This window comes from Ruegeria sp. BI11, from assembly GCF_056538005.1.
Map to the genome: position 1 here is coordinate 546,638 of NZ_JBQFSM010000001.1, position 24,417 is coordinate 571,054.

27 protein-coding genes are annotated in these 24,417 nt (G+C 55.5%); 3 read left to right on the top strand and 24 right to left on the bottom strand.

Annotation, left to right across the window (positions count from 1 at the left end; all coding sequences use genetic code 11):
• Nucleotides 1-37: 37 nt before the first annotated feature.
• Nucleotides 38-277: a hypothetical protein gene (locus tag ACR0DT_RS02680; RefSeq protein ID WP_480709263.1), complete on the bottom strand. Its 240-nt coding sequence runs from the start codon at nucleotides 275-277 to the stop codon at nucleotides 38-40.
• 1,072 nt (nucleotides 278-1,349) lie between these two features.
• Between ACR0DT_RS02680 and ACR0DT_RS02685 the strand changes: the two genes are divergently transcribed.
• A complete protein-coding gene (locus tag ACR0DT_RS02685; RefSeq protein ID WP_480709264.1) occupies nucleotides 1,350-1,772 on the top strand; it encodes a thermonuclease family protein in 423 nt (140 codons plus the stop codon).
• 306 nt (nucleotides 1,773-2,078) lie between these two features.
• Here the strand turns inward: ACR0DT_RS02685 and ACR0DT_RS02690 are convergent, their stop codons facing one another.
• The 21 genes from ACR0DT_RS02690 to zwf form a co-directional block, all read right to left on the bottom strand.
• A complete protein-coding gene (locus tag ACR0DT_RS02690) occupies nucleotides 2,079-3,806 on the bottom strand; it encodes an AIPR family protein (RefSeq protein WP_480709265.1) in 1,728 nt (575 codons plus the stop codon).
• A 255-nt stretch (nucleotides 3,807-4,061) separates the two neighbouring features.
• Nucleotides 4,062-4,226: a hypothetical protein gene (locus tag ACR0DT_RS02695; protein ID WP_480709266.1), complete on the bottom strand. Its 165-nt coding sequence runs from the start codon at nucleotides 4,224-4,226 to the stop codon at nucleotides 4,062-4,064.
• A gap of 29 nt (nucleotides 4,227-4,255) precedes the next feature.
• Nucleotides 4,256-4,423: a hypothetical protein gene (locus tag ACR0DT_RS02700; protein WP_480709267.1), complete on the bottom strand. Its 168-nt coding sequence runs from the start codon at nucleotides 4,421-4,423 to the stop codon at nucleotides 4,256-4,258.
• Complete coding sequence (locus ACR0DT_RS02705) at nucleotides 4,420-4,674, bottom strand: hypothetical protein (RefSeq protein WP_480709268.1); 255 nt, start codon at nucleotides 4,672-4,674, stop codon at nucleotides 4,420-4,422. Before ACR0DT_RS02705 ends, ACR0DT_RS02700 begins: the two co-directional genes overlap by 4 nt.
• Nucleotides 4,652-5,995: a phage major capsid protein gene (locus ACR0DT_RS02710; RefSeq protein ID WP_480709269.1), complete on the bottom strand. Its 1,344-nt coding sequence runs from the start codon at nucleotides 5,993-5,995 to the stop codon at nucleotides 4,652-4,654. Before ACR0DT_RS02710 ends, ACR0DT_RS02705 begins: the two co-directional genes overlap by 23 nt.
• 8 nt (nucleotides 5,996-6,003) lie before the next feature.
• On the bottom strand, nucleotides 6,004-6,237 hold the full coding sequence (locus tag ACR0DT_RS02715; protein WP_480709270.1) for a hypothetical protein: 234 nt from the start codon (nucleotides 6,235-6,237) through the stop codon (nucleotides 6,004-6,006).
• A gap of 5 nt (nucleotides 6,238-6,242) precedes the next feature.
• On the bottom strand, nucleotides 6,243-6,662 hold the full coding sequence (locus tag ACR0DT_RS02720; protein WP_480709271.1) for a hypothetical protein: 420 nt from the start codon (nucleotides 6,660-6,662) through the stop codon (nucleotides 6,243-6,245).
• Nucleotides 6,659-7,285, bottom strand: a complete 627-nt coding sequence (locus ACR0DT_RS02725) for a hypothetical protein (RefSeq protein WP_480709272.1) — start codon at nucleotides 7,283-7,285, stop codon at nucleotides 6,659-6,661. Before ACR0DT_RS02725 ends, ACR0DT_RS02720 begins: the two co-directional genes overlap by 4 nt.
• A gap of 146 nt (nucleotides 7,286-7,431) precedes the next feature.
• Entirely contained in the window at nucleotides 7,432-7,716 is a 285-nt protein-coding gene (locus ACR0DT_RS02730; protein ID WP_480709273.1) for a hypothetical protein, read from the bottom strand.
• Complete coding sequence (locus tag ACR0DT_RS02735; RefSeq protein ID WP_480709274.1) at nucleotides 7,700-7,954, bottom strand: hypothetical protein; 255 nt, start codon at nucleotides 7,952-7,954, stop codon at nucleotides 7,700-7,702. Before ACR0DT_RS02735 ends, ACR0DT_RS02730 begins: the two co-directional genes overlap by 17 nt.
• A 24-nt stretch (nucleotides 7,955-7,978) precedes the next feature.
• On the bottom strand, nucleotides 7,979-8,449 hold the full coding sequence (locus ACR0DT_RS02740) for a P27 family phage terminase small subunit (RefSeq protein ID WP_480709275.1): 471 nt from the start codon (nucleotides 8,447-8,449) through the stop codon (nucleotides 7,979-7,981).
• 686 nt (nucleotides 8,450-9,135) lie between these two features.
• Nucleotides 9,136-10,473 (bottom strand): DUF3987 domain-containing protein, encoded by a 1,338-nt coding sequence (locus tag ACR0DT_RS02745; RefSeq protein ID WP_480709276.1) that lies wholly within the window; start codon nucleotides 10,471-10,473, stop codon nucleotides 9,136-9,138.
• A complete protein-coding gene (locus tag ACR0DT_RS02750) occupies nucleotides 10,470-10,772 on the bottom strand; it encodes a hypothetical protein (RefSeq protein WP_480709277.1) in 303 nt (100 codons plus the stop codon). Before ACR0DT_RS02750 ends, ACR0DT_RS02745 begins: the two co-directional genes overlap by 4 nt.
• 165 nt (nucleotides 10,773-10,937) lie before the next feature.
• Complete coding sequence (locus ACR0DT_RS02755; protein ID WP_480709278.1) at nucleotides 10,938-11,300, bottom strand: hypothetical protein; 363 nt, start codon at nucleotides 11,298-11,300, stop codon at nucleotides 10,938-10,940.
• Between the two features lie 94 nt (nucleotides 11,301-11,394).
• Complete coding sequence (locus tag ACR0DT_RS02760) at nucleotides 11,395-11,715, bottom strand: hypothetical protein (protein ID WP_480709279.1); 321 nt, start codon at nucleotides 11,713-11,715, stop codon at nucleotides 11,395-11,397.
• Between the two features lie 64 nt (nucleotides 11,716-11,779).
• Nucleotides 11,780-12,073: a hypothetical protein gene (locus ACR0DT_RS02765; RefSeq protein ID WP_480709280.1), complete on the bottom strand. Its 294-nt coding sequence runs from the start codon at nucleotides 12,071-12,073 to the stop codon at nucleotides 11,780-11,782.
• 179 nt (nucleotides 12,074-12,252) lie between these two features.
• Nucleotides 12,253-13,431, bottom strand: coding sequence for a tyrosine-type recombinase/integrase (locus ACR0DT_RS02770; RefSeq protein ID WP_480709281.1), 1,179 nt, complete (start codon nucleotides 13,429-13,431; stop codon nucleotides 12,253-12,255).
• Between the two features lie 246 nt (nucleotides 13,432-13,677).
• Nucleotides 13,678-15,297 carry a long-chain-fatty-acid--CoA ligase gene (locus ACR0DT_RS02775; protein ID WP_480709282.1) on the bottom strand — a complete coding sequence of 540 codons (1,620 nt, stop codon included), beginning with the start codon at nucleotides 15,295-15,297 and terminating at the stop codon, nucleotides 13,678-13,680.
• Nucleotides 15,298-15,443: 146 nt separating this feature from the next.
• Nucleotides 15,444-17,054 (bottom strand): glucose-6-phosphate isomerase, encoded by a 1,611-nt coding sequence (gene pgi, locus ACR0DT_RS02780; protein WP_480709283.1) that lies wholly within the window; start codon nucleotides 17,052-17,054, stop codon nucleotides 15,444-15,446.
• A gap of 5 nt (nucleotides 17,055-17,059) precedes the next feature.
• Nucleotides 17,060-17,731, bottom strand: a complete 672-nt coding sequence (gene pgl, locus ACR0DT_RS02785; protein WP_480709284.1) for a 6-phosphogluconolactonase — start codon at nucleotides 17,729-17,731, stop codon at nucleotides 17,060-17,062.
• On the bottom strand, nucleotides 17,728-19,182 hold the full coding sequence (zwf, locus tag ACR0DT_RS02790; RefSeq protein WP_480709285.1) for a glucose-6-phosphate dehydrogenase: 1,455 nt from the start codon (nucleotides 19,180-19,182) through the stop codon (nucleotides 17,728-17,730). The genes pgl and zwf overlap by 4 nt, the downstream gene beginning before the upstream one ends.
• Before the next feature lie 162 nt (nucleotides 19,183-19,344).
• Between zwf and ACR0DT_RS02795 the strand changes: the two genes are divergently transcribed.
• The gene (locus ACR0DT_RS02795) at nucleotides 19,345-20,298 is read left to right on the top strand and encodes a radical SAM protein (RefSeq protein WP_480709286.1); all 954 of its coding nucleotides are present in this window, start codon (nucleotides 19,345-19,347) and stop codon (nucleotides 20,296-20,298) included.
• On the opposite strand, the gene ACR0DT_RS02800 is transcribed toward ACR0DT_RS02795, so the two are convergent.
• Nucleotides 20,299-20,994, bottom strand: a complete 696-nt coding sequence (locus ACR0DT_RS02800; protein WP_480709287.1) for a lipid-binding SYLF domain-containing protein — start codon at nucleotides 20,992-20,994, stop codon at nucleotides 20,299-20,301. It abuts the gene before it with no gap.
• Nucleotides 20,995-21,098: 104 nt separating this feature from the next.
• Nucleotides 21,099-21,368, bottom strand: a complete 270-nt coding sequence (locus tag ACR0DT_RS02805; RefSeq protein ID WP_480709288.1) for an usg protein — start codon at nucleotides 21,366-21,368, stop codon at nucleotides 21,099-21,101.
• A 194-nt stretch (nucleotides 21,369-21,562) separates the two neighbouring features.
• Between ACR0DT_RS02805 and gyrA the strand changes: the two genes are divergently transcribed.
• Nucleotides 21,563-24,289 carry a DNA gyrase subunit A gene (gene gyrA / locus ACR0DT_RS02810; RefSeq protein WP_480709289.1) on the top strand — a complete coding sequence of 909 codons (2,727 nt, stop codon included), beginning with the start codon at nucleotides 21,563-21,565 and terminating at the stop codon, nucleotides 24,287-24,289.
• Nucleotides 24,290-24,417: the final 128 nt, after the last annotated feature.

Here is a 24,417-nt window from a genome sequence, read left to right on the forward strand (position 1 = left end):
TAAGCCGGTCAGCTTCTTTCCGGCGACCAGATTATGATCAGTCAGTTGGTTGCTTGTTAGACCCAGCAACCAACTTTCCAATTTCACCTACAGCACCCAATAAGATCGAAGTGGCAACCACGCCAACGATTGGGTTAATGACTTTTTTTGTCATATAACTTGCGTCTTCAATCAAATCCGGGTTCTGGCTCAGTATGTCTTGTGCGGACACAAATAAAAGCACTGCGTAAGCCAAACCAACCCAACCGGAAATCCGCGCAATGTTAATGAAAAGCATTATGTTACTCCATTTTGGTAAACCGTGAAATCGGGCTTCGGTGTAGACTTGGCTTGTGATTTTAAGTCAATCTTTTGCTGCCTAATGCCAGTTGACATTATTTGGAACAAAATTAGAACATCGTGTCATGAAGAAATGGCCGCGAACAATTCCGTATGATCTACGCTGCCGACTAGAATCGCTGCATGAATACCGCAGCGCACCCAGCATCCAAACCCAGTGGGGTGAAGTTCTGGAATGGCTGGAAAAGCATGGCGTGGAACCGCCAGATCATGCGTTACCGACCGAACCAGAATTAAAAGGTCCGGTCGGCCACTGGTGACAGAAAACTCGTTACCCCCTCATCCCCAAAAAACGCGCATTGTTCGGAGGGAAACCAGTTGAACAACGCGGGTCGCAGTTTGGGGTACTTTAGTTACGACAGGGATCATGGGTTGGATCAAAGTTCCCCGCGCCGCCCTAATCTGGGATGATGGGCAACGCGGGGATTTCGTCTGGTCATGGGACTGCCCAGACGAAATGGGGCAAGTGTGTTACGGGGTTATTGGCTAAGTGGATCAATGGCCGGTACCCCACCCCAGTTCAGCGGGTGTCAGTTCTCTAGACGAACCAAACATCAAAGCCAGCATCCATGACTTGGTTGATTACCCTGGGTGTTGCTGAACCACGGTACGAACCTCAATTCGGATTAAGACTTCCCAGAGCGGCAAAGTGATTGATCTGTATATCATTGTTTTTGGCGGAAATTAAAAAGCTATTGGCCGTGAACCGAAAGCAATTTGACCCAAAAACACCCTAATCAAACAACCTGCTTCATCCGCTTCGTGGAAGGGTTTTGGGAACAATGGAACTAGTTGTCTTGGCCGTTATTTTTGGCGGATTTTTAATTAAGGTCACTGGATCAAGCCGCTCTATAGGTCGCTCGATAGGCCGTGCAGTAGGTCGCTCTCGTCGGAGAAGAACTTCCCCAAAGCCTGTAATTCGACCTAACAATCGGCGATCAACTCTGAAGCCAGTAATTCGACCTAACAATAGACGCCCCATCCACAAGCCAAAATACTCGATACCGGCAATGCCAAAGAGCATGATGCTGCAAGGGCGTGCCTATGTGATAGATGGGGACACTATCCGGATAAATGGAACAAAAATTCGTTTGGCTGGAATCGATGCTCCGGAATTGGACATGCCTTATGGCCAAAAGTCCAAATGGGCGATGGTCGAAATTTGTAAGGGGCAAACAATTACCGCAGAACTTGATGGTGAAAGGTCTTACGATCGACTTGTGGGAACATGCTATCTACCAGACGGTCGAGACATTGGTGCAGAGTTAATTAAACAAGGATTGGCTTTAGATTTGCCGGAGTTTTCTCGTGGTAAGTATCGCCATCTAGAGCCACCGGGAGTGCGGCGAAGACTCGCTAACGGGCAGTTTGGGCATGCTTCTATTCGCATTCGACAGAGGACAACAATAAAGGTGAGCCGGAGCGGAGATTAGTAGCTTCAAGCACGCTTCACCTTCGCGGCGAGACCGCCACGCGCAAGTTGAACGGTGAACGCACCTATGACCGCTGGGTGGGCGTTTGCTATGTGGATGGCGAGGACACAAGGGCGGCCTCAATGGCTGCCGGGCATGCCCTAGACTGCCGCCGATATTCAGGTAGCCGGTACCGTTATTTAGAGACGCCGGAAGCTAGGGCGAGGGTAGTTCGTGCTGGGTATTGTTATGCATGTTGGAAGTAAGGTACGGAACTGCAGCCGAAGCCCGTAGTCCGCACCTTTGACTTCGACCCAGAAGATAAACCTACTTCAACAATTCCCCGAAAATGTCAGCCACAGTTTCCGCTTTACCTCGTCGCGCATCTTTCTTGTGCTGCGCCAAAAGTTTGGCGGACATTTCTCGGCACCACTTTTGGCTTTTTAACAAGTTTTTGTAGTCGAAATACTCGTCATCTTCGGGTGCTATCTCTGCATTCAGATCAATGGCCGCATCCACAGAAAACTCGCCTACACCTTGAGCAAATTCATCGATCTTCCCTTTTTCCACTATCTGATCAATTCCCTTTAGTAGCTTCGAGCCATCTGGGTCACCCTTTATGATTTCCATGACGGCAAAGAACAAAAAATACTTCGTCAGGGTGTAGTTCGCGAAAGACTGGTTATCTAACTCGCCCAAAGCCTCACTGACGGATTGAAAGCACCGCCATAATGCGAGAACGCGTGAACCAGTGACATTTGGCCTTCCGAATATGTCGGAATGCAGATCGTCCATAATCTTGTATTTCTGGTGACAATTCCAAGGCTGCTCAAGGTCTCCAGCCAGCAACACGAGACCGGCAGCCTCATTCGTTACTACCTCTTTACCTTTGTTCTTTTCACCTTGTTTGATCTCATACGCGACATCGCCGCCGCTTATCTTGTCGATTTCCGCCTTTAGACGCTGCTGAATATTGTGGTTTGACTTTAAATCTCTCGCTTTAATGGCGTTCTGGTTGTTGCTGTTTCTTGTGATTTTTTGAGAAAGCGCAGAATTGCCCTTTACCTCAATTAGTTTGACAAGGATTTTCAGATCGTCCGTAATTTTTGCCCGCTCTGACAAAAGCGAAGTTAGACTTTGAGCACCGTTCACCACTACATAGTCCTGGACGGTTAAGGATTGATCATCCTCGTCCAGAATTTCGCCACAAAGCACGTTGATGCCATTGTGGTACAGAGGGAAGTTTCCGTGTTCAGCCTTTTGCCGAATGCTGGACTTAATACTCTTGTTAACCTTTGTATTCCCTAAGGAAAGACGCACATTCTGTTCAAAAAGAACGCCGTCAGAGATTCCTTCCATCTTTGTTAAATTAAGGGCGGGAGCGAGAAAAATCCTAGTGGCGGCACCTCCAGCATCATACTCGATAACGTCACTATCAGAGATGTCGAACATAAATTTCTTGGATATTCCGCCGTCAATCTCAAGATCGACATAGTCCCGAGCAATTTCAACCGCATCGTACAGGTCGATGCCTTCGACTTTATCCAAGTATGTTTCAGCATCATCGTTGGCGGCCACGTTGGTGATAAAAACACCTTGGACATCGTATCCCGCCTCGACTTTTTCAGCCACTTCGTTTCTGGCGATCGCTTGCTTGAGGCGTTGGTTACTTGTTTCCTCAGCAAGTTTCTTGATTTTTTCACCGTCATCGAACTGCGCAAGTGTTCCATAAAAATCTTTTAGTTCAGTGTCTCCAAGCGTCGCTTTGTCGTTGGACTTTGTTTTCGACTGGACCACGAACACGACTTCGGAAACGTTGTCGACATAGATAGCATCCACACCTTTGTCATGCTTCGCATCCACGCAAGCGTCGTCTGTTTCAAATTCGTCCAAACGGAAAATACTCTCTAAAAACCACTTCAAGAACCTTTTGGCAAAATCCGGTGCGCGATCCGGGTAGTTTTTCTCTAACACCTCCGAGAATGCGCTGTGTTTAAGATCATCTGGCTTCATTTTTTTGCCTATTTTTTTGAAGGAAAAATACTGCAGTAGCACTGCTTTATGCTAACTGTAGCCATGTGCTTTGGAAAGGTCGATACAACAATTCTGGGTGCCAAAAGTTAGTGCAGCCAGACTTCTGAAGGCTACGAAATTCACGCCCAAAAACAATAGCGAAACACATGACCGGCGACGCACGGCCAACTCCGACCCAAGGCTTTGCGAGTTGGATAGAAAGTAGTACCGCAAGCGAGGCCATAGCACCGCGTAATGGGTTTTAACCAGGGGATGAAATGGAACAGACCAGTTTGTTCATTTGGGCGGTTCCCAATCCTCTAGCGCGTTGTCCAGCAGTACCAGTTCGCGTTCGTCCAGTTCACGGCCCAAAATCTTGACCATTTTGTTGATCAACCCGACCCGCACCAGCTTTTTCAGGTCTTCGGGTTTGCGCTTAGGCTTCGAAATATCAAAGGGCATCCTTTAGGCTCCTTCCTCTCGGTGTCAGATCACTGTCCATCGTCCAAATCCGTTCTTGTGGTCTTGTCGTGCCGGGGCTGGAACAGGTTGTCGTTGTTGGGCGGTGTTGGGGTTTTGCTGTAATCGTTGGTCAGCAGACCGGCATCATATCGGCTTTGGCGGATGCCCTTCAGCCCGTTCGGGTCTGTAAAAATCATACTGCGAACCCTTCCTGATCCAGCCGCGCCATGAACGGTGCCAGTGCAGCAGCCACCTGATCGGCCAGAACGTCCGTACGCGGCTTGTGCAGCGTGACATGACGTTCCACCGCTGTGGCCACGATTTCGCGGCTTCGGCGGTCCTGTACGGCTGCGCACAGCCGGTGCTGACCATCACGATCAATGGCCAGCAACAGGTTCGGTACGTTTGCGACGGGTTCGAACATCTTACCAAGCAACCCCCGCGACATACGCAGCCTTTCCGGCCCGCAGCATTCCGTGCGCAATGGGCTGGACCATCCGCAGAACGGTGGCGTTGATCTGGAACGAACTGACCACTTTGGTTGCGGGTACGGTTCCAGCCGCGTCGGACACTTGGATCGACCCGCCCGTGTCATTCACGGCGTTTTCATCTAGCATCTGCGGTGCGGGTTCTGCGTCATCGGCCAAAACGACCGTGGCCGATCCGCTGGTGTCGATTTCGGGCGCAGGCAGGAACGACGCAAAGTCGGCCAGATCAATCACGAAAATATGGTCGGTCGGTACCGTCGCGCTGATGATCAACGGTAAGCCGAACAGTTCGCCCCGTTCCACTTCGTCACGGAACAGGAACACCCCGGCTTCGCGCATCATACGCAGCCGCTGCGCCCGCATGTTGTCCATGATCAGGACCGGGTTGCGCGGTCGCGTTGCGGTGATCACGCCGGTCAGATACGCAATATCCGCGATCACGTTGTCCAGACCGGTACCAGCGGACGGTTGATTGGCGGCACCGTTCCACGGGCTTGCGGGGCGGATACCCGGCACGGCTGCGTTGGCTGGGTTCAGGAAATATACGTCCAGCATTTCAGCCGCATCAGCCACCACATTTCTGCGGATCACCGACTCGATGCTGGGTGTGCTGGTGTCGCGCAATTCGTTCGTGAAGACCGACAGCACGGCCATTTTCAGCCGGTGGAACGTGACCGATCCGACCACGCCCGATTTGACCGGGATCGTGCCTTTCTCGCCAACGAAAGACCCGCTGATGTCGCCTGTGCCGGGGTTGGTCGGCATTGTCAGGCTGGACAGATCAGCCATTGGCAACGGAACGCCACCAGCGGCCATAGCGGCATAAACCGACACGGGCCGCAGTTCTTCGACCCATGGACCGACATCGTGCGTTACCAGTTCCGCACCAAAACCCGCATCAACCGTGCTGGCCGGTGCTGTCGCAGCTTTCCGTTGCAGCTTGCCGGGTTCGCCGGGGAACAGATCATTAGCCACCTGTTCGATCTGGCGTTGGCTGAAATGGGCCGTGGCCTTGGCAAAGGCAATGTCGGTGGTCTTCGGCACCTTCACGGTCCCTTTGACCGTTGCCGGTTTGGGTTGCGTAACCGTTACGGATACGGGCCGATCCGCCTGCGCCTTCAGGGCCGCGTTTTCCGCCTTCAGGGCTGCGTGTTCGCGGGCGATCCGTGGCGCATCTTTGGCCGTGGCCAGTGCGTCATCGAACGCTGCGGCCTTGGTCTCTTGCATCAGAATTTGGGCCGCTTTGTCGTCGCTGTCACGGCGGCGGGTGGTGTTGCTCATTGCTGCGTTCATAGGTCCAGACTCCCCAGTTGTTTGGCCGCTGTCTTGCGGAACAGGTCAGCCCATGTTGGATGATCGCGGACGAAATCCTTGCCGCGTTCGGTGTAGAACTGGCGGACTTTCGTTTTCGCCATTTCCTTTGCGGTTTGGCTGTCGTGGCCAGCCAGACGGAACAGGGCCGCTTCTTTGACCAGCTTGGACCGGATCGCGTGCGGCATGTCGTGCATAATTCTGCTGGGCATTCCCATCAGCCAATCCCCCGTTCACGCATAGACTTGCGGTGCTGGTCGGCCATGCGTTCCAGCGTGGCTTCGTCCAATGGCGCGTCGTCGCCCATGAATTGATCAATCTCACGCTGGACCGACTTGGCGATGTTATCGCGCTTCACATCCAACGCCTTTTCCAGCGTGTCGATGCGGTCCAGCAATGGCCGGATCGTTTTGGCGATCACACGGGCCGTGGCGTCCTGTTGCTTGGCCTGTTCGGCCCGTAGCTGCGCCATCATGGCTTCGATCAGTGCAGCACCGGCTGGGCTGGCTGTCTTGGCCGCTGCGTCGTACAGGACCGCGTGATCCGATTGCGTCGGTGCGCCGGTCTGTTGCAACTTGCCACCGACCAGCGGGCGGTCGTACGGGTTGTCACCGCTGTTACGGAAAGGGTTTGTCATGCGCGTTTCCTCGCTACGGTTTTCCACGCCATGTAGTCACGGTGCTTGGCGCGTACGGCTGGGTTGCTTTTGTCGAATGAATGCTTGGCCAGTGCCGCCAGATAATCCGCCATCGCGTCGGTTACCCGCAGATCGTCTTCGGCCCCATTCAGCCGATCTTCGGCCCGATCCGCTGCGTCGTTGGCTGTCTTGGCTATGGCGTCCAGTTGGTCGGCCAAATTCCCAGTCGAATGGGAATTCATCCGCACCAGATCGGCGCACCGTTGGAGCAGGGTATCGGCAATCGCATTGCCGTTTTGCACCGTACCGGATCGTGTTTCTCGCAACTTGCTAGAAACACCACCGGATCGTGTCTCTTGCAAGTTGCAATAGACCGTATCGGATCGCAGGATCATGGCTGCTTTTTGAAACCGGACTGACGCCGCTCTGGTGTCATCAATGGCCCGTTGTGCGCGATCCTGATCGTGTTTGAATTTGGCAGTTGCCTTGATCCGCTGTTCGAACGCGCCTTGGATGCCGTCCTGTTCGGCACGGGATGCGGAGTCGAGTTGTTGGCGGGTGTGGCCGACGCTTTTGACCACCGAATTAACGGCTCTGGTCGCGGTATGTTGGTGTACTGCCATCGCGTCGGTCCTTCTCAGGTTGCCGACAGCATGGACCCCACATATGGTGTCTGTCTAGATTTTGAGTCGTACATAAACGAAATAAATCAATATGTTAGGTTATAGGATTTTGGCTATATGCTACCAGATGTAGTTACCAGGTGGCGTCAAATTTTGTCTGATCTGGTCCAGCGGTTCCAGCGTTTCACATCGTCCAGACACTGCTGGCTGCACATCCGATCCCCGCGATAATGGTACACGTTGGTTGGTTGGCACAGTGTACCGCATCCCGCGCAAAGTTGTTTGGCCCGCTGGATGATCGCACGGTCTTTCTGGCTGAACCCCTGAGTCAACCGATTGGGCCGAATGCCCTTGACGCCGCGATCATCCCGCATGACTTCCCGCATTGCGGCGTTTTCGGCTGCGGCGAACTGTTCAAGCAATGTAGGCATCGACCAACCGTATTTTGATCAGTTCGGTTCGTCCGCGCCGTAAGCAGGACTGACAGCGGCACAAAAGGTATTCCGGGTCGAAGTCAGCCGCGTCGGGTGGTGGCAGGTACGTCACGTTTACCCGCGTTACGATCTGGGTGCAGGTCTCGCACATTCCCCGCAGGGCTGCTGCGTATTCGGCCTTTGCTCGACTGAATGCGGCCTGTGTAACTGTTGGCGGTCTTTGCTTCGCGGACATGCTTTGGTGGCCTCTTACGCTTTGTCACATCAACGCCTGACCTGAATACTCATCGTCTTCCTGATAGCTGGTGGTTTTGGCCGCATCGCGCTGCTGCGCGGCGCGGTTGGATCGGCTGGCACGGTCGCCACGGCTTGCGCTGGTCAGGCCCAGACGGCGGGCGATGCTGTTGATGCTGCCATTGACCGTGGACAGGGCGCGACCAGCCGGGTTTTCAATTGGCGTCTTGCCGGATTTGCCGCCAAGGATCACAAAGCCCTCATCGTCCAATTGGTTCTGAAGATCGACTGCGATGGCTTGCAGCCGGGACATGCGGGCCAGTTCGATCAGGTCGCTGTCGGTCCAGTCGTCGTACGCACGGTAATCTTGGTTCTTGCGATAGATCGACCAACTGTCTTCGGCGCATTCCCCCGCTTCGTCGGGCCAATCGTGGATCGCGTCGGCGTTCTCTACGGATTTACGTTTCTGGTAGTCGCTGGCGGTGCTGTCGGTCACAGTTATCCCCCTTGGCGCGTGTGGGTCGGCGCGAGTCGCCATAATATTAGCTTATCGTACTACGTTTTCACCATAGTTTTTATAAATCGTTCTGATCGGGCGTAAATGGCACGTGTTTGGACGGCTGTTTGGGGGTCTGTAACAACTTGCAACAGACCGATTCCACCAACTGAGATTTGCAGGGCCGTAACGGAATCACTTCCAAAGCGCGGTGGATGGTTTCATTCCTACGAACGAATCCGCCCCCCGCCCGACGTTTGACAGCCACGGTCGCCACGGTCAGTGCGTCACGTACTATCACAACCTGTTACAGTAGATCAGCTTCAACCAAACACACATCAGGAACACTCCTACCACAGCGCACCTATATGATACGTTCTATACCCTTCTTGACCGCTGGGTCTTCGTTGGTTGGTGGCTGGTTGTTGGGGTCTGTTGATGGCTGGTGCTACTGCCGTGAGACTAGAGCAACTGGGGTATAGCTGGATGGATATATGCCCGGAGTTGGAACCCTATGGGGACAGGGGGATGCGTGCTTAGAACGAGCGAGAAAGAACGTACAGATCGCCAATTAAAAGAAAAAGAAAGATAAGTAATAATAAAAAAAACTGTCCCTATTATGTATATATATTGCAAGTTTTCATGTGTTTAACCGTGGGGACACGGCTTGTCCCACAAGTATCCAATCATTCCCCATTGAGCGTTATAAATTCCACACCACGTTCGTTAATCATTTTCAGCGACACCAACAGTGTCCCACTTTCCACCAGACTTTCTATGGCGTCCTTCACGTCACGATACGATCTGCTGCGTCCTTTCAGACGTTTAATCAACGCTGTTTTCTTAACTGTTGTGTCACCAGTTTCAGCCATGTGTTTCTTCAACGCGCTGAGGATTGCGTTCTGTAGCCGTTCCAGATCGGTGTCCGCTGCGTTGTCTTTTATATCCGGCATCATTCCAACGATGCTGTGAGTAACCAGCGAATAAGCCCATTGCAGCGTCGTTGGTGTGATCTGAACGTTCCAAGCGGTTCCTACCATCGCGGCTTCACCCAACGCAACGACACCAGCAATTCGGATGATCTGTTCGAACGACCGACGCCACAGCGTCCGTTCCAGTTCGTCAACGCCACGATTATCCACATCGTCAAAGATCGGTTGCAGCATGTCGTACGCGGCTGGCTGGAAATGAACCGGCCACATGCGGTGACCGTCGATCCCCTGCACGCCGCCTTGTGACGGTGCCAGAATCGTCGCGACATTCTGGGTCGCCTTGGTCACATCATCCGGCATTGGTACCCACACACGACTTCCCAGCGGCTTAGCTTCCACCTTGTCGGTCACACGCAAAACCAGCATCCGACCCAGTAGACCGTCAACGACCGTTCCGCGATCCATTGCGCGAAGAAACTGCGCCGGTGTGGTGGCGAACAGACCGACCATCAACGGGTGGGTGACCGGTGCCAAATTCTTGCCGCTGTCCGAATAGGCACGCTTGCCCCAAGTCTTCATGAAGCTGGTGTGCAATTCCATCATCTTGGTCAACAACTGCCAGTCATGGCCCGTTTGTTTGGTGGCGACTTCCAGGTACCTGCCAAACTCATCGACACGCCAAAGCAAAGTCGGATGTTCGGCCAGCAAGTTGTGCAGACCGGCAACGGATGCTGGATGTGCCATGCTGAAAACATCACCGGACGCATCGGCCACTTCACTGCTGACTTCGAACATAACGTCTTTACCGACGCCGGACTCGGCCACGCACATGGTCTGCAATCCAAGGCTGGTGCGCATCCCGTAACCGTCCACGACGTACTTGCGGCCCGAAAGTGCGCTAACAGCCGCCAACGCGCCTGCCAGAGCAGGCAAACGGGTCAACCGCATGGACCGCTGCGCCCCGAAGTCGGTAAGCGCCCCCACAAGGCCGGGTGGATGTGTCAGAATTTCCATCGACTGCGGGTCTAGCTGGTGGATCGTCGGAGTCACGTAATCGGTCGGAGCTATGTCGCCGGGTTTGATAAAGTTCATGGATAGGTTGCCGCCAGTGTTGGAAAGACTTTTACCAGTTCGTCACGCAGGGCCATCAGGTTGCGACCCTTTATTCCTTTGACGGTGATCACCAGATAGCCCTCACACTGCGGCTGGAACGGTGGCATGACCGCGCGAATGTCTTCGGCCCGTACGGTCATCGCAAACGTGCCATGCGCCAGATGGGCCGTTTGTGGCATCTGACCCATGACGCACTGCGACGGATCGGACAACGGGCTGCGGCTGAACGCACGCACCCATGTTTGCTGAGGTTTTCCAAGTGGTGTATGTTTGGTCATGGCGACCCCTTTTTGGCGTTAGGGTTTCGTTCTTCTGATCCGCCCTGGCCCATGACGGGCCGGGGCTTTTTTCATCCGCAACCGTCGCCATGACAGGCCGGATGTTACGCAGGAACAATACCTTCGTTCTTTCAGTTAAGACCGTGCCGAAAACTTAAAGGACTGTTACGACACCAGTTCCTTCTGCAAACTGGCGATCCGCTGCTGTACGTATTGCAACGTATCAGCGGCCAGAATGGCGTCTTCACTGTCGCCATACCGAACCGGCACAGGCTTGATTGCCAGCAATCGTTCGCGTGCTTGCTCAGCTGTGATCATTTCGTTGCGGGTCGTAAAAAGGAGACTGACCAGCAACCAGTTGTACCGGTCCAGATAACCCATGCAGTTATCCAATTCGACGTTCGATCCGTAATTGGGATAGCCAATTTCGCAGTCGGGCAGAGCTGGATATTTTTCGCTGATTTCCTGCTCTACGGTCATGCTCTGATCCAGCACCCTATCCAGTGCTTCAACGATGCGCTTTTTCATAGTATCTCTTTCTGAGTTGATAGCCCGGTGCGGTGTTTGGCGATGGCGCATCGGGTGGTTATCGGGACGGGCGGCTTAGGTCGCCCGTTTTGGTTTAGGCGGCTTGTGCGCGGCACCATTTGACCAAGGATGCGGCCTGTTGTCGGTCTTCTTTAAGAAGCGGATGTCCTGCGACACGATCAGCAATTTCATCCCACTGATTGTGTGGCGTAGTTGCTTCCATGCTGATGCCAAGATCGTTGAAAGCATCGGCCACCACCCGTGCGGTGCGTTTCGCTTCCAGTTCTTCAAGGCGGCTAACGGCCTCTTTAAAAAGCTGCTCATTGTGCCAGCCGCCGTACTGTTCCAAACGGGTCGCTCTGTAGTGAACCTCGCCCTGGGCTTTCAGTAGGGCATTCTCAATTGGTGTATTCATTGTCAGTTCCTTTGGGCGCAGTGATCCCGTCATCCCGATTGGCCCAGCATCGGGCGGGGATTGCTTACGCGGCTTCGTTCGCCTCAATAGCTGAAGGCAGCTTGTCGCGGATCGCTTCGACAAATGCTTTGGGCAGGTGCATCAGGGCTTGATCGCGTGCCGCTTCGGGCAACCGGGCAACGGCAATCGCCCAGACATCGACGGTCATAGGTTGACGTTTGTGGGTGACGACCGGCTGATCTACGGGCCAACGGGAAATCGTTTTCGGACCAACCCCGTAAAGATGCTGAGACAGCGTGTTCGCGTGTTCCGCCAACGGTGCGAAGGTCGGCCACGGGTCGAGTTTGTAAGTATTCATCACAGACTCCTTTCTGCTTGTGACAAGACAAACAGGCCCGAACGGGGTAATGGAGTCAACATATTGAAAACGTTATATTTTCTTATAGTCAAAAAGCTATATGCAAGCATCCTGAATAAGAAAAGCGCACCAGTCACTTAGACCGATGCGCCCATGCATTATGTTAAATGTATATTTTTCTAGCCGGTCAGGCTGACCACGTTTTGCGCCCTGACACGAGCCGCAACGTCCCGAATCGCTTGATCCCAGACCGCCAGTGCCTCGCGCCTCTGATCGAAAAACTCTGAGCGTTGATAGATACGGGCGACGGTGGACATGCTAGATGATCCCACGTGGTTCAGGCACCGGTCGGCAATAAGAGGATCGACACCACGATCCGCGCAGATCGTGGCAAAGGTCCGGCGGAGATCGTGCCAGACCCAATCGGAAACACCGCTGGATTCGTCCAGCCGGTCTTTCATCTTCGACCAGCCACTAAACGGCGTCCGACCTGTTCGACCTTCGAACACATAGGGCGATCCGGTGTTCCTCGCCCTGCCCGCTTCGATGGCTTCCAGCGCATACTTGTTCAACGGTATCCGGTGGGTCGATCCCGACTTGTTCCGGTCGTGGGGCAACAACCATACATCCCCTTCCAACTCGTCTAACCGCATGTGCGCCACCTCTTTCAACCGACCGGGTGAAGCGATCAGAGCACGGGCAACCAGTGCGCCAACATCATCCATGTCTTCCAAGGCGACGACCACCTTGCCCAGTTCCAGCAGCGACAGGGTGCGTTCTCGTTTGTTGGTCTGTGGTGCCTTCATGTCGATCAGGAGATTGTCACCCAGACGTTCATCCGCGATCCATCGCCAGAACGGTCGAGCATAGCGCAAAGCCGTGTCAGCCGTTGCTGGTGCTGTCTTCCTCTTGGCCTTCAGGACATCGCGCAGATCGTCGGTGTCCAGATCGCCTAGGCTGTGCTTCAGTACCGGGCCAAATACATTCCTGATGGTCGACTCCGCGTGCGCCCCAGATCGCAAGTTGTCCAGCCGGTCGGACCTGTAGCGGCACAATGCGGCCTCAACAATCAGTGTTGACCGATGCCGTTTCTTTGCCTTCCTTTCGGCCACCACATCGACACCAGCAGCCGTTTTGACCGCTGATGCCTCTATGGTCATCTTCGCTGCTTTACGGGCCGCAGACAGGTCCAGAGCGGGCCAGCGTCCCAGTGTGTCCCGCACCCTCTTTCCGTTGATCCTGTGTCGCAGATACCAACTTGCGCCGTTCTGGTTGCCGACCAGTTCCAGACCGGGCGTTTGAGTGTCCCGCCACGATCCCCGGCCCGAAGCCGGTAGTGCTTCCTTCAGTTTGTTCATGTCAGTTCCCCTGTGTCCCGACGTGTGTCCCGAAAACCGGGACACGACAAACGGGCCATTACCTAGCCATAGGTGGTCAAAAAACCGTAGTCAATTGGCTAACACATTGGCTTACTTAGGTAATATCAGGTCAAACTTGGCCAAACGCGACCAAACTTGGTCAACAAAATCACAGAAAATGTGACTGTTAATCAATTGGTCGTAGGTTCGATCCCTACCGCCGGAGCCAATTCCATTTTTTTAAATTCAGCCCTTCAAGGCATTCTCGAAATCTGCCCGCAGATTGCGTTTCAGAACCTTACCCGTGGCATTCAGTGGCAAGGCGTCCACAAACACCACTTTGTCCGGCACCTGCCATTTGGCGATTTTACCGTCATAGAATGCCAGCACCTCATCTTCGGTCGGGTCTTCTCCTTCCGCCCTGACGGCCACCAAAAGCGGGCGCTCGTCCCATTTCGGATGCGGCACGCCAACAACGGCTGCAGTCGCCAGTTTAGGGTGAGCAACGGCGATGTTTTCCAATTCAACGGAACTGATCCACTCGCCCCCGGATTTGATGATGTCCTTGGAACGGTCGCGGATGGTCATGTAGCCATCAGGGTCCAGCGTGGCGACATCACCGGTGGCGAACCAGCCATCCTGCAGCAATTCTTCGTCCTGCATCTGGTAATAGCTATCCAATACCCAAGGTCCGCGTACCAACAGATCGCCCTGTGTTTCACCGTCATGTGGCAAGTGATTGCCGTCATCATCGACGATCTTCAGATCGACACCATAGCAAGGCCGTCCCTGACTTTCCCTAAGTTTGTGCTGGTCTTCCAGAGGTAAATCAAAGTGTTTTGCCAGTGGCTGGTTCGCAGTTCCTAAGGGACTCATCTCGCTCATTCCCCAAGCGTGAACAGTGTCGACGCCATAAAGTTCGCGGAAAGTTTCGATCATCGAGGGCGGGCAAGCGGCCCCGCCGATCACCGTTCTCTGCAGACTGGCCAGTTTGCTTCCGGATTGCTCGGCATGGGCCAGCAGACCCTGCCAGATTGTCGGCACCCCCATGGCCAAGGTGACGCCGTATGTGTCGATCAGGCTCACCAGCGCCTCGCCATGCAACCCAGGCCCTGGCAGCACCATGCGTGACCCCGACATTGCACAGGCATAAGGCGAACCCCAGGCGTTTACATGGAACATTGGCACCACCGGCATCACCACATCCATCGCCGAAAACCCGATGACATCGCGCGTGTTCGACCCAAAACTGTGAAGTACAGTGGATCGATGTGAGTACAGAACCCCTTTTGGGTTGCCGGTCGTGCCGGACGTATAACACAAGCCGGATGCGGTGTTTTCGTCAAAGCTGGGCCATTCAAAACTATCGTCACCGGTCTCGATCAGATCATCGTAGAACTGAACGTCCGGTATCTGAGCGATGGCGTCTTCGTTTCCGGGGCCCATCAGAACGAAATGCTGAACCTCTGGCAAATGCTCATGCAGGGCAGCGACCAGTGGAATAAAGGTGGCGTCAAAGAAAAGAACCCGGTCCTGCGCGTGGTTGATGATATAGGTGAGCTGTTCGGGAAACAGGCGCGGGTTGACCGTATGGCAGACGAACCCGGCACCGGAAGTGGCATAGTAAATCTCAAGATGCCGCCGGTTATTCCAGGCCAGCGTTCCGATCCGCGCTTGTGGCTCCAACCCCAACTTGGACAAAGCCGAGGCCAGTTTCCGCGCGTTTCCAGCCACTTGTGACCAACTACTATGGCTCACTGTGCCGTCGGTTTCGACCGAATAAATCTCGGTCTGACCATGAAAGCGGTCGGCATGATCTATCAGCGACGAGATCAGCAGCGGCTGCGTCATCATCTGTCCCAGCATGGGCGTCCTCCCTATGGTGGTGCCATTTCTGCCCGCAAACGCATCGCGCGGTATGGCTTTTCCCTAGGTAGAGCCTGCCAAGCATTTAATTGTCTGACAATAAAAGAATGCGATCTGTCGTGGCGACAGTTGCTAAAATTTAACCGTCAATCCTGGTGGCGCAGCGCATAGGCGACAAGTGAAGCGGTCGAGCCATCCTTGCCGTCGGTGCCTTCTTCACCCTCCACAATCGGGCCCAGCGAGGTTGCCAGTTCCTTGCCCAGCTCCACGCCCCATTGGTCGAACGAATTGATACCCAGAAGAACCCCTTCGACAAATACGCGATGTTCGTACAAGGCAATAATTTGGCCCAACACAAATGGGGTGAGTTTCGGATAAATCAGGGTTGTGGACGGTCGGTTTCCCGGGAACACGCGGTGGCGGGCCTGACGTTCCAGTTCATCCCCCTCCAGCCCCTGATCGGCCATGCGTTGCCGCGCTTCGTCCAGTGAACGGCCACACATCAACGCCTCGGACTGGGCCAGACAATTAGCCACCAGCAAACGGTGATGGTGGGTCAACTCAGGCTCATGCCCTTCGGCGCCCACCATGAATTCACAAGGGATCACATCGGTGCCTTGATGGATCAGCTGGTAAAAGGCGTGCTGGCCATTGGTGCCCGGCTCACCCCAGACCACAGGACCCGCGGGCACGGTTAAGGCACTGCCATCCATCGCCACCGACTTACCATTCGACTCCATCTCAAGCTGTTGGAAATAAGCGGGAAGACGCAGCAGCCGTTGTTCATAGGGCAGAACGGAGCGACTGGAATATCCCAGAACCTGACGGTGCCAAACCCCGACCAGGGCCAGCATCACCGGCATATTCTCAACCCAGTCAGCGGCACGGAAATGGACGTCCATCGCTTGTCCGCCGAGCAGAAACGCGTCAAAGGCGTTCGATCCGACCGCGATCATCACCGGCAAGCCCACTGGTCCCCAGACCGAGTATCGCCCACCGACCCAGTCTGCGAAACCGAAGACACGCTCATCGGGGATACCAAAGGTTTCGGTCTTGTCCACCGCGCTGGACACAGCAGCGAACTGTTTTGCCGGATCGCCACCACCATCCAACATCCAAGCGCGCGCGGTGCGGGCGTTGGTCATCGTCTCAATCGTGTTAAAAGTTTTCGACACTACGATGATCAATGTCCGCGTCGGATCTAGCAGGCGCAGCGTGTCCGCAATATGCGCGCCATCCACGTTCGAGACATAGTGCAGGTTCGGACCATCGTGATACGGGGCCAATGCGTGTGTCGCCATCACCGGTCCAAGGTCTGAACCGCCAATGCCGATATTCACCACGTCGGTAAAGCTGCCCCCTACCCCGGAAATTGCACCCCCGCGCACTTCTTCGGCAAAGACTCGCATTCGCTGCAACGTATCCAACACGTCGGGCATCACGTCCAGCCCGTCGACCTCGACCGGTCCGCCATCCAGATTGCGCAACGCCGTGTGCAGCACGGCGCGCCCTTCAGTTTCGTTGATCTTTACACCCGAGAACATAGCATCGCGCCGTTCGGCCAACCCAGCCGCATCGCAAAGCCCGATCAAGGCGTCACGGATATCCGCGTCTATCCGGGTTTTCGAATAGTCAAACAGCAAATCACCGGTCGAGGCCGAAAACCCCTGCGCCCGGTTTGCATCCTTATGGAACAAATCCAGGATGGACTGCCCCTCTCGGTCTGCAGCCAATGCTGTGAGCGTCTCAAGTTGCATCGCGTCTACTCCGCCCAGTGTACGGTCATGCCGCTCAGCACCGCTGCAATGGGGGCCTCTTCCGGCGGCAAAGACATGGCCCGCTCCAACGCGTCGCGTTTCGCATCCCCGAAAATGATCAGATGCTTCGACAAGGCACCATCCAAAACGGGCGCAGTCAACGTGATGCGGGCTTCAGGCTGAACGTCGGTCCGCGCCACTGCCAGCGGGCGCGCGTGGCCGTCCAAAGCGGCCTCAAGCCCGTCCATGCCTGGGAACAGAGACGCGGTGTGCATGTCTTCGCCCATCCCCAACACAAGCACTGACAAGGGCCGGATCGGAGTGATCAGACTTTCGATCTCGGGCAATACATCCTCGGGTTCCCTTCCCGGAACGAACAGAGGGATATATTGCGCAACCGCAGCCCGATTGGTCAGCAATCGCTCGCGGATCAGACGCTCGTTCGAACGTTCATGATCGCCCGGCACACAGCGTTCATCTGTGGGCAGAACTCGCACCCGGTCCCATTCCAGATCTGCCGCGCACAGAACGTCAAACATTGGGCCAGGCGTGGTGCCTCCGGGGACGGCCAACGAGGCGATATCGTGGTGCAGCAAGGCAGATTCCAATTCGCCTGCCAGAACGTTTGCAACGTCAATGGCCAGCATATCCCGGTCGGCGTAGTCCTGTATATTCATGGGTTTATCCCTTGCCAGCGGCGACCGTCTCGTTTCATCAGCAGCTCGGCGTCGCCGGGGCCAGTACTGCCGCTTTCATAAGGTTTAGGCACGTCACCACGCGCCTGCCAGCCCGCAATGATCGGATCGGTCCAGGCCCAGGCGGCCTCAACTTCATCGCCACGCATGAACAGGGTCTGGTTGCCACGGATCACATCCATCACCAGCCGTTCGTAAGCGTCCGGCGGGTCCTGATTTTCGGGTCCCAAAGCCTCGGCGAAGCTCATATCCAGAGGCACGTCGACCAGACGCATCCCACCCTGCCCCGGTTCCTTGATCGTCACCTTCAGCGTGATGCCTTCATTTGGCTGTAGACGGATCGACAGAACATTGGCGTGCCGCCCTGCATCTGCCCCAAAGATCGAATGCGGTGCGTCCTTGAACATCACATTAATCACCGAAGACCGCGCCACAAGCCGTTTACCTGTGCGCAGATAAAACGGAGTGCCCGCCCACCGCCAATTGCTGACATGCGCCCGCAAGGCCACATAACTCTCCGTGGTCGAGCGCGGATTGCCGACAGCATCACGATAGCTCAGACCATTTGGGCCGCCTTCGAACTGGCCCCGCACGATGTGGTGTGGTTCAACCGGGTCCAGCGCGCGGATCACCTTGAGCTTTTCGTCCCGCACTGCGTCGGGGTCAAACTTGGCTGGCGGCTCCATCGCAATCAGGCAAAGCAGCTGCATCAGGTGGTTCTGCACCATATCTCGCATGGCGCCTGCGCGCTCATAATATTCCTCGCGCCCATCTATGCCGACGGATTCGGCGACCGTGATCTGGATGTGATCGACATACTGACTGTTCCACAGCGGCTCAAACAGCATGTTGCCAAAACGGACGGCCATCAGGTTCTGAACGGTTTCTTTTCCCAGATAATGGTCGATCCGGTAAATCTGCCCTTCGGAGAAATGCGCTGCCAGAGTGGCATTCAACGCCCGCGCACTGCCCAGATCGTGACCAAAGGGTTTTTCGATTACAACCCGCGTCTGCGCCGTCGCCAGATCATGGGTCTTGATCCGCTCGGCCAGCGGCCCGAACAAGCGCGGCCCGACCGAGAAATAAAACGCCCGCACCCGATCAATGGTGAGTTTCGCGGCAAGTTGGACCCACCCCTCATCAGAAAGCGCATCCAGCGCAACATAGTCGACCCGCTTCAGAAACGCATTCAGCGCCTCTGAGTCCTGGCATTGCGCAGGCGCATGGGTGCGCAGCGACTGTGAAACGATGTCGCGGAACGCATCACCATCCAGATTCGACCGTGCGGCACCGATGATCTGAACATCCTCGGGCCACTGTCCGGCACAATAGCGTCGGAACAGGGCCGGCAGAATCTTGCGCTGTGCAAGATCGCCGGTACTGCCAAATATGACCAGATCGAACGGGTCGACGGGTATGACACGAGAAACCATGCGTTTCCCCTACCTTACCCCTGCGGGCATGTCCAATGTTAGCGCAAACAAATTTGATTTTTTCCCATCATCAAAACTCTGTCAGGTCGCCCGTGACACCCTTAACTAACCCGGTCCGAAAGGCTAAGTCAGCAACATGACTTCAAAGAACCGGATGCCGGAATGAAAGACAATGCCTCTCAGGCCGCCAATATAGGCAAGTTTGAAAACACATTGGTGACGGCTGACGGGCAAACGCGGGCTTCAGTTGCGCTTAGCAACCCTGAAACGCTTTGGTTCAACACTGGCACCTTGTGCAATATCGAATGTGTAAATTGCTATATCGCAAGTAGCCCGACCAACGATGCGCTGGTCTATATCACAGCGGATGAGGTGCGGGATTATCTGGATCAGATTGAGGCCCGCAACTGGCCAGTTCGGGAAATCGGGTTCACCGGGGGTGAACCTTTTATGAACCCCGAAATGATCGAAATGAACCACGCCGCGCTGGAACGCGGGTATGAGGTGCTGATTCTCACAAACGCCATGCAGCCGATGATGCGCCGCAAGGTGCGCGAAGGACTTCTGGAGTTACTGCGCGAATATGGCGACAAGCTGACCCTGCGAATCTCGGTCGATCACTACCGCCCTGATCTGCATGACGAAGAACGCGGCAAAGGCAGTTTTGCCAAGACCCTGATTGGGATGGAATGGTTGCGCGATAACGGTTTTAACATGGCTGTCGCCGGGCGCACCGTCTGGGGTGATTCCGACGCCGAAAGCCGCGCTGGCTATGCCGCTTTTTTCGAACAGCACGACTTTGACATTGACGCCCAGAACCCTGGCCAAACGGTTCTGTTTCCTGAGATGGATGACACCGTCGAGGTGCCCGAGATCACAACCGCCTGCTGGGGGATCCTGGACAAGTCACCCGATGCGGTGATGTGCGCCAGCGCCCGCATGGTGGTAAAGCGCAAGGGTGCGGTACGCCCTGCGGTTCTGGCCTGCACACTGCTGCCCTATGCGCCAGAATTCGAGATGGGCCACACTCTGGCTGAGGCCGAAGCGGACGTGCACCTCAACCACCCTCATTGCGCCAAGTTCTGCGTTCTGGGCGGGGCCAGTTGTTCGGGCTGATCAGTTCAACTCGGGGGATTCCCAGAATTTTGTACCGGATGCTCCTGCCGAGACACGCCAACCTTTCTTGCCGAGAACAAAAAACGAGCGGCCATCGGTGAACCGCACGGTTTCTCCGCTGCGCTCGTCACCATACATGGCCCCGGTTTCCGCCGTGGCGTCGTAGCCATGCTCGATGAATTTCTGCAGATCGGCGGGGGTTTCGAACATAATCACAAACTTGGTCTCGAAACCGCCGATGCCTACGGCGGCACCCACGCCACCGGTGCCCATGTTCATATAAGTGTGCTGACCCGTATCCATTGAAACGGCCACCCCGCGCCCATACCCGGCTGAAACCGGAAACACCGTAACCTTGCGTGAATCGAACACTGCGTAGCCCGCGCTGACATCGTAAAGCGTCTTCGCGTCGGGATTTTCCGCCAACAGCTGGGAAAGAACCTCGCTGGCCATCATATCCAGTTTGGCGCGCGTCTCTTCCGGCGTGGCCTCGTTCGTCACAAGATCAGCAGTAGAATCGATTGTGCCCCCGACCGCATCCGCACCCTTCTCAATGGTATTGCCCACGGTTTCGGCCCCACGCCCGACAGCGTCGGCTGTGTTTGCAGCACCTTTCTTGATTTTGTCAAAGACGCCCTCGGCGGCGGCTGGCCCGCTGATCAACAAAGCAGCGGCGAAAAACAAAGCTCGGGACATAAAGCGATTCCGTATGTGACCAATGATTTGGTCGACACCATAACCCAAGCACCAAAAAATTTAACGCGTCTCAATCGTTACTGACCAAAATACCGGTCGGAAATTCAATTTACCCTGAATTCACCAACCATGTTGCGCCATTCTCCGGGCGCGATCATCTTGCGATGTGTGAACCGGACCGAATGCAGCGGGCCATCAATCTCGCGCTGCCAGAAGTCGATGAAATCGAACAGTTTCGGATGATCCGGCGCCAGGTCGTAATCCTGCCAGATGAACGTGTTCAGAACGTGAATGTAATCGGGCATGTGGTAGAAGAACTCCGCCGTCGTCAGCCCGTACCCCTTGAGCATTAATTCGGTTTCGCTTTGCTCCATGCAGACCTCCAATTTTGTTGCAAGGTCTCTTCAGGGTAACACAAAAATCACCTAACCCTTAGTTAACAATATGTTACTCAGGTGTTACGGGGGTTTTTCACATGCAAAACCGTTGCTTGCTTGCACCTTATGTGCCGGGTCTGATAAGGTACATCCACAAGATATAGACCCAGAACAATACACGGGCAGTTTACGTGAGCGATACGCCAGAAACCCCAGAAAACATGGATGAAACCCCGCCCGAACGCCCAGTCTATGACGGCCCGACGGTGTCCATCGAATCCGAGATGCGCACGTCCTATCTGGACTATGCGATGTCGGTCATCGTGTCCCGCGCGATCCCCGATCTGCGTGACGGGCTGAAGCCGGTTCACCGCCGCATCCTGTATGCGATGCATGAAACGGGTAACACTCACGATAAGGCATACCGCAAGTCGGCCCGCCCGGTTGGCGACGTGATGGGTAAGTACCACCCTCATGGCGACAGCGCGATTTATGACGCGCTGGTGCGGATGGCACAGGACTTCTCGATGTCTCTGCCTTTGCTGGATGGTCAGGGCAACTTTGGCTCGATGGACGGCGACAACCCGGCGGCCATGCGCTACACCGAAGTACGGATGGACAAGCCCGCCGCATCGCTGCTGGCCGACATCGAAAAAGAGACGGTCGATTTCCAGGACAACTATGACGGCAAGGACCGAGAACCCACCGTACTGCCTGCCCGTTTCCCGAACATGTTGGTCAACGGCGCCGGTGGTATCGCCGTGGGCATGGCGACCAACATCCCACCGCACAACCTGGGTGAAGTGGTCGACGCCACGCTGGCACTGATCGACGACCCGGACCTGACTTCAGAACAGCTGATCGAGTATGTCCCTGGCCCCGACTTCCCGACTGGCGGCGTCATGCTGGGACGTTCTGGTGCGCGTAAAGCTTATCTTGAGGGGCGCGGCAGCGTCATCATTCGCGCTAAGACCCGCGTGGAAGAGCTGCGCAAGGATCGTTACGCTATCGTCGTCGACGAGATCCCTTATCAGGTAAACAAGGCCGCGATGATCGAAAAGATCGCCGAAGCCGTGCGTGAAAAGCGTATTGAAGGCGTGGCCCACGTGCAGGATGAATCCGACCGTAACGGTGTCCGCGTCGTGGTCGAGCTGAAGCGCGATGCCACACCCGAGGTGGTCCTGAACCAACTTTACCGCTTCTCGCCGATGCAAACGTCCTTCGGCTGCAACATGCTGGCGCTGAACGGTGGCCGGCCTGAGCAGCTGACTCTGCGTCGGTTCCTGACGTCATTCATCGACTTCCGCGAGGATGTTGTTGCCCGCCGTACCGCGTATGACCTGCGCAAGGCGCGCGAACGCAGCCACATCCTGTGTGGCCTGGCCGTGGCCGTTTCCAACGTGGACGAAGTAGTCGCCACCATTCGGTCATCCGCCGACGCAGCCGAGGCGCGTGAAAAGCTGATGACCCGTCGCTGGCCCGCATCCGAGATCGAAGGGTATCTGCGCCTGATCGACGACCCTCTGTCCAAGATGAACGACGACGGCACCTATAACCTGACCGAGGTTCAGGCCCGTGCCATCCTTGATCTACGCCTGCAGCGCCTGACCCAACTAGGTGTCAAAGAGGTCACGGACGAGCTTGAAGAACTGGCCGCCAAGATCAAGGAATACCTGGATATTCTGTCCTCTCGTGAACGCATCATGTCGATCATCGGCGATGAGCTGCGCAGTGTGCGCGAGCAGTTCGCCGTTCCCCGTCGCACCGAGATCGTCGACTGGTCCGGCGACATGGAAGACGAGGACCTGATTGAACGTGAAGACATGGTCGTGACCGTCACCTCAGGCGGTTACATCAAGCGGACCCCGCTGGCCGATTTCCGCGCGCAAAAGCGTGGCGGCAAGGGCCTGTCCGGAATGCAGACAAAAGAAGAGGATGTAGTTACCAACCTCTTTGTTGCGAACACGCATACACAGCTGTTGTTCTTCACCACCGACGGGATGGTCTACAAGCTCAAGACATGGCGCCTGCCGCAATCCGGTCGGACTGGCAAAGGCAAGGCCATCGTTAACATCCTGCCGATTCCGACCGGCGTTTCCATCGCGGCGATCATGCCGGTGGATGTACCGGATGAAGAATGGGAGGACCTTCAGATTGTCTTCGCCACCAGTGCCGGCGACGTGCGCCGTAATGCGCTGAGCGATTTCACCAACGTCAAACGCAATGGCAAGATCGCAATGGATCTGCCCGAGGGCGTGGAACTGGTGAACGCGCGCATCTGTTCGGAAGACGATGACGTGATGCTGGTCACCAATTCGGGCCGTGCGATCCGCTTCCAGACCACCGATGTGCGGGTCTTTAAAGGACGTAAATCGACCGGTGTGCGTGGCATCCGGCTTTCCAACGGCGATCGTGTGGTCTCCATGTCGGTGATCCGCCACTTCAAGGCCACATCGGATGAACGCGCCGCCTATCTGAAAATGCGCCGTGCGGTGGCCGGGCTGACAGAAGAGGCCGAGGCAGGCGACGAAGAAGGCAATGCACTGGCGACCATCAGTCAGGAACGCTACGCCGAAATGTCAGCTGCCGAAAACCTAATCCTGACTATCACGGCAGGCGGTTCGGGCAAATTGAGCTCCAGCCACGACTACCCGGTCCGCGGACGCGGCGGCATGGGCGTTGCGGCCATGGACAAGGCCATGCGCGGTGGTGAATTGGTGGCCTCTTTCCCGGTTGAGATCGACGATCAGATCATGCTGGCCACGTCCAAGGGTCAGTCGATCCGAGTGCCGGTCGACGGCATCTCGTTCCGGTCCCGCAGCGCGGGCGGCGTGAAGGTATTCAACACCGGCAAAGGCGAAGAGGTCGTCAGCGTCGCTTGGATCGCGGATCAGGGCGACGAAGAGGCCGAGGAATAAAATTGCGGCAAAGGCCCCAGAACTTTGCGTTCCGGGGCCTTTGAGCTGCTAGCGCAGAAATCGATCCGAATTTCAGCAATCGACGATCTGCCCTTTCAACGGTCAAATTGGCGCTGATTTCTGTATCT

Excerpts from the sequence above, each read along its gene's own strand:
- ACR0DT_RS02685 (WP_480709264.1), top strand. The coding sequence starts at position 1,350 with ATGCCAAAGAGCATGATGCTGCAAGGGCGTGCCTATGTGATAGATGGG.
- ACR0DT_RS02760 (WP_480709279.1), bottom strand. The coding sequence starts at position 11,715 with ATGAATACACCAATTGAGAATGCCCTACTGAAAGCCCAGGGCGAGGTT.
- ACR0DT_RS02750 (WP_480709277.1), bottom strand. The coding sequence starts at position 10,772 with ATGACCAAACATACACCACTTGGAAAACCTCAGCAAACATGGGTGCGT.
- ACR0DT_RS02705 (WP_480709268.1), bottom strand. The coding sequence starts at position 4,674 with ATGTCGCGGGGGTTGCTTGGTAAGATGTTCGAACCCGTCGCAAACGTA.
- ACR0DT_RS02795 (WP_480709286.1), top strand. The coding sequence starts at position 19,345 with ATGAAAGACAATGCCTCTCAGGCCGCCAATATAGGCAAGTTTGAAAAC.
- pgi (WP_480709283.1), bottom strand. The coding sequence starts at position 17,054 with ATGCAACTTGAGACGCTCACAGCATTGGCTGCAGACCGAGAGGGGCAG.
- ACR0DT_RS02800 (WP_480709287.1), bottom strand. The coding sequence starts at position 20,994 with ATGTCCCGAGCTTTGTTTTTCGCCGCTGCTTTGTTGATCAGCGGGCCA.
- pgl (WP_480709284.1), bottom strand. The coding sequence starts at position 17,731 with ATGAATATACAGGACTACGCCGACCGGGATATGCTGGCCATTGACGTT.
- zwf (WP_480709285.1), bottom strand. The coding sequence starts at position 19,182 with ATGGTTTCTCGTGTCATACCCGTCGACCCGTTCGATCTGGTCATATTT.
- ACR0DT_RS02765 (WP_480709280.1), bottom strand. The coding sequence starts at position 12,073 with ATGAATACTTACAAACTCGACCCGTGGCCGACCTTCGCACCGTTGGCG.
- ACR0DT_RS02715 (WP_480709270.1), bottom strand. The coding sequence starts at position 6,237 with ATGCCCAGCAGAATTATGCACGACATGCCGCACGCGATCCGGTCCAAG.
- ACR0DT_RS02735 (WP_480709274.1), bottom strand. The coding sequence starts at position 7,954 with ATGTCCGCGAAGCAAAGACCGCCAACAGTTACACAGGCCGCATTCAGT.
- ACR0DT_RS02725 (WP_480709272.1), bottom strand. The coding sequence starts at position 7,285 with ATGGCAGTACACCAACATACCGCGACCAGAGCCGTTAATTCGGTGGTC.
- ACR0DT_RS02745 (WP_480709276.1), bottom strand. The coding sequence starts at position 10,473 with ATGAACTTTATCAAACCCGGCGACATAGCTCCGACCGATTACGTGACT.
- ACR0DT_RS02755 (WP_480709278.1), bottom strand. The coding sequence starts at position 11,300 with ATGAAAAAGCGCATCGTTGAAGCACTGGATAGGGTGCTGGATCAGAGC.
- ACR0DT_RS02775 (WP_480709282.1), bottom strand. The coding sequence starts at position 15,297 with ATGCTGGGACAGATGATGACGCAGCCGCTGCTGATCTCGTCGCTGATA.
- ACR0DT_RS02695 (WP_480709266.1), bottom strand. The coding sequence starts at position 4,226 with ATGCCCTTTGATATTTCGAAGCCTAAGCGCAAACCCGAAGACCTGAAA.
- ACR0DT_RS02730 (WP_480709273.1), bottom strand. The coding sequence starts at position 7,716 with ATGCCTACATTGCTTGAACAGTTCGCCGCAGCCGAAAACGCCGCAATG.
- ACR0DT_RS02680 (WP_480709263.1), bottom strand. The coding sequence starts at position 277 with ATGCTTTTCATTAACATTGCGCGGATTTCCGGTTGGGTTGGTTTGGCT.
- ACR0DT_RS02770 (WP_480709281.1), bottom strand. The coding sequence starts at position 13,431 with ATGAACAAACTGAAGGAAGCACTACCGGCTTCGGGCCGGGGATCGTGG.
- ACR0DT_RS02805 (WP_480709288.1), bottom strand. The coding sequence starts at position 21,368 with ATGGAGCAAAGCGAAACCGAATTAATGCTCAAGGGGTACGGGCTGACG.
- ACR0DT_RS02700 (WP_480709267.1), bottom strand. The coding sequence starts at position 4,423 with ATGATTTTTACAGACCCGAACGGGCTGAAGGGCATCCGCCAAAGCCGA.
- ACR0DT_RS02710 (WP_480709269.1), bottom strand. The coding sequence starts at position 5,995 with ATGAGCAACACCACCCGCCGCCGTGACAGCGACGACAAAGCGGCCCAA.
- ACR0DT_RS02720 (WP_480709271.1), bottom strand. The coding sequence starts at position 6,662 with ATGACAAACCCTTTCCGTAACAGCGGTGACAACCCGTACGACCGCCCG.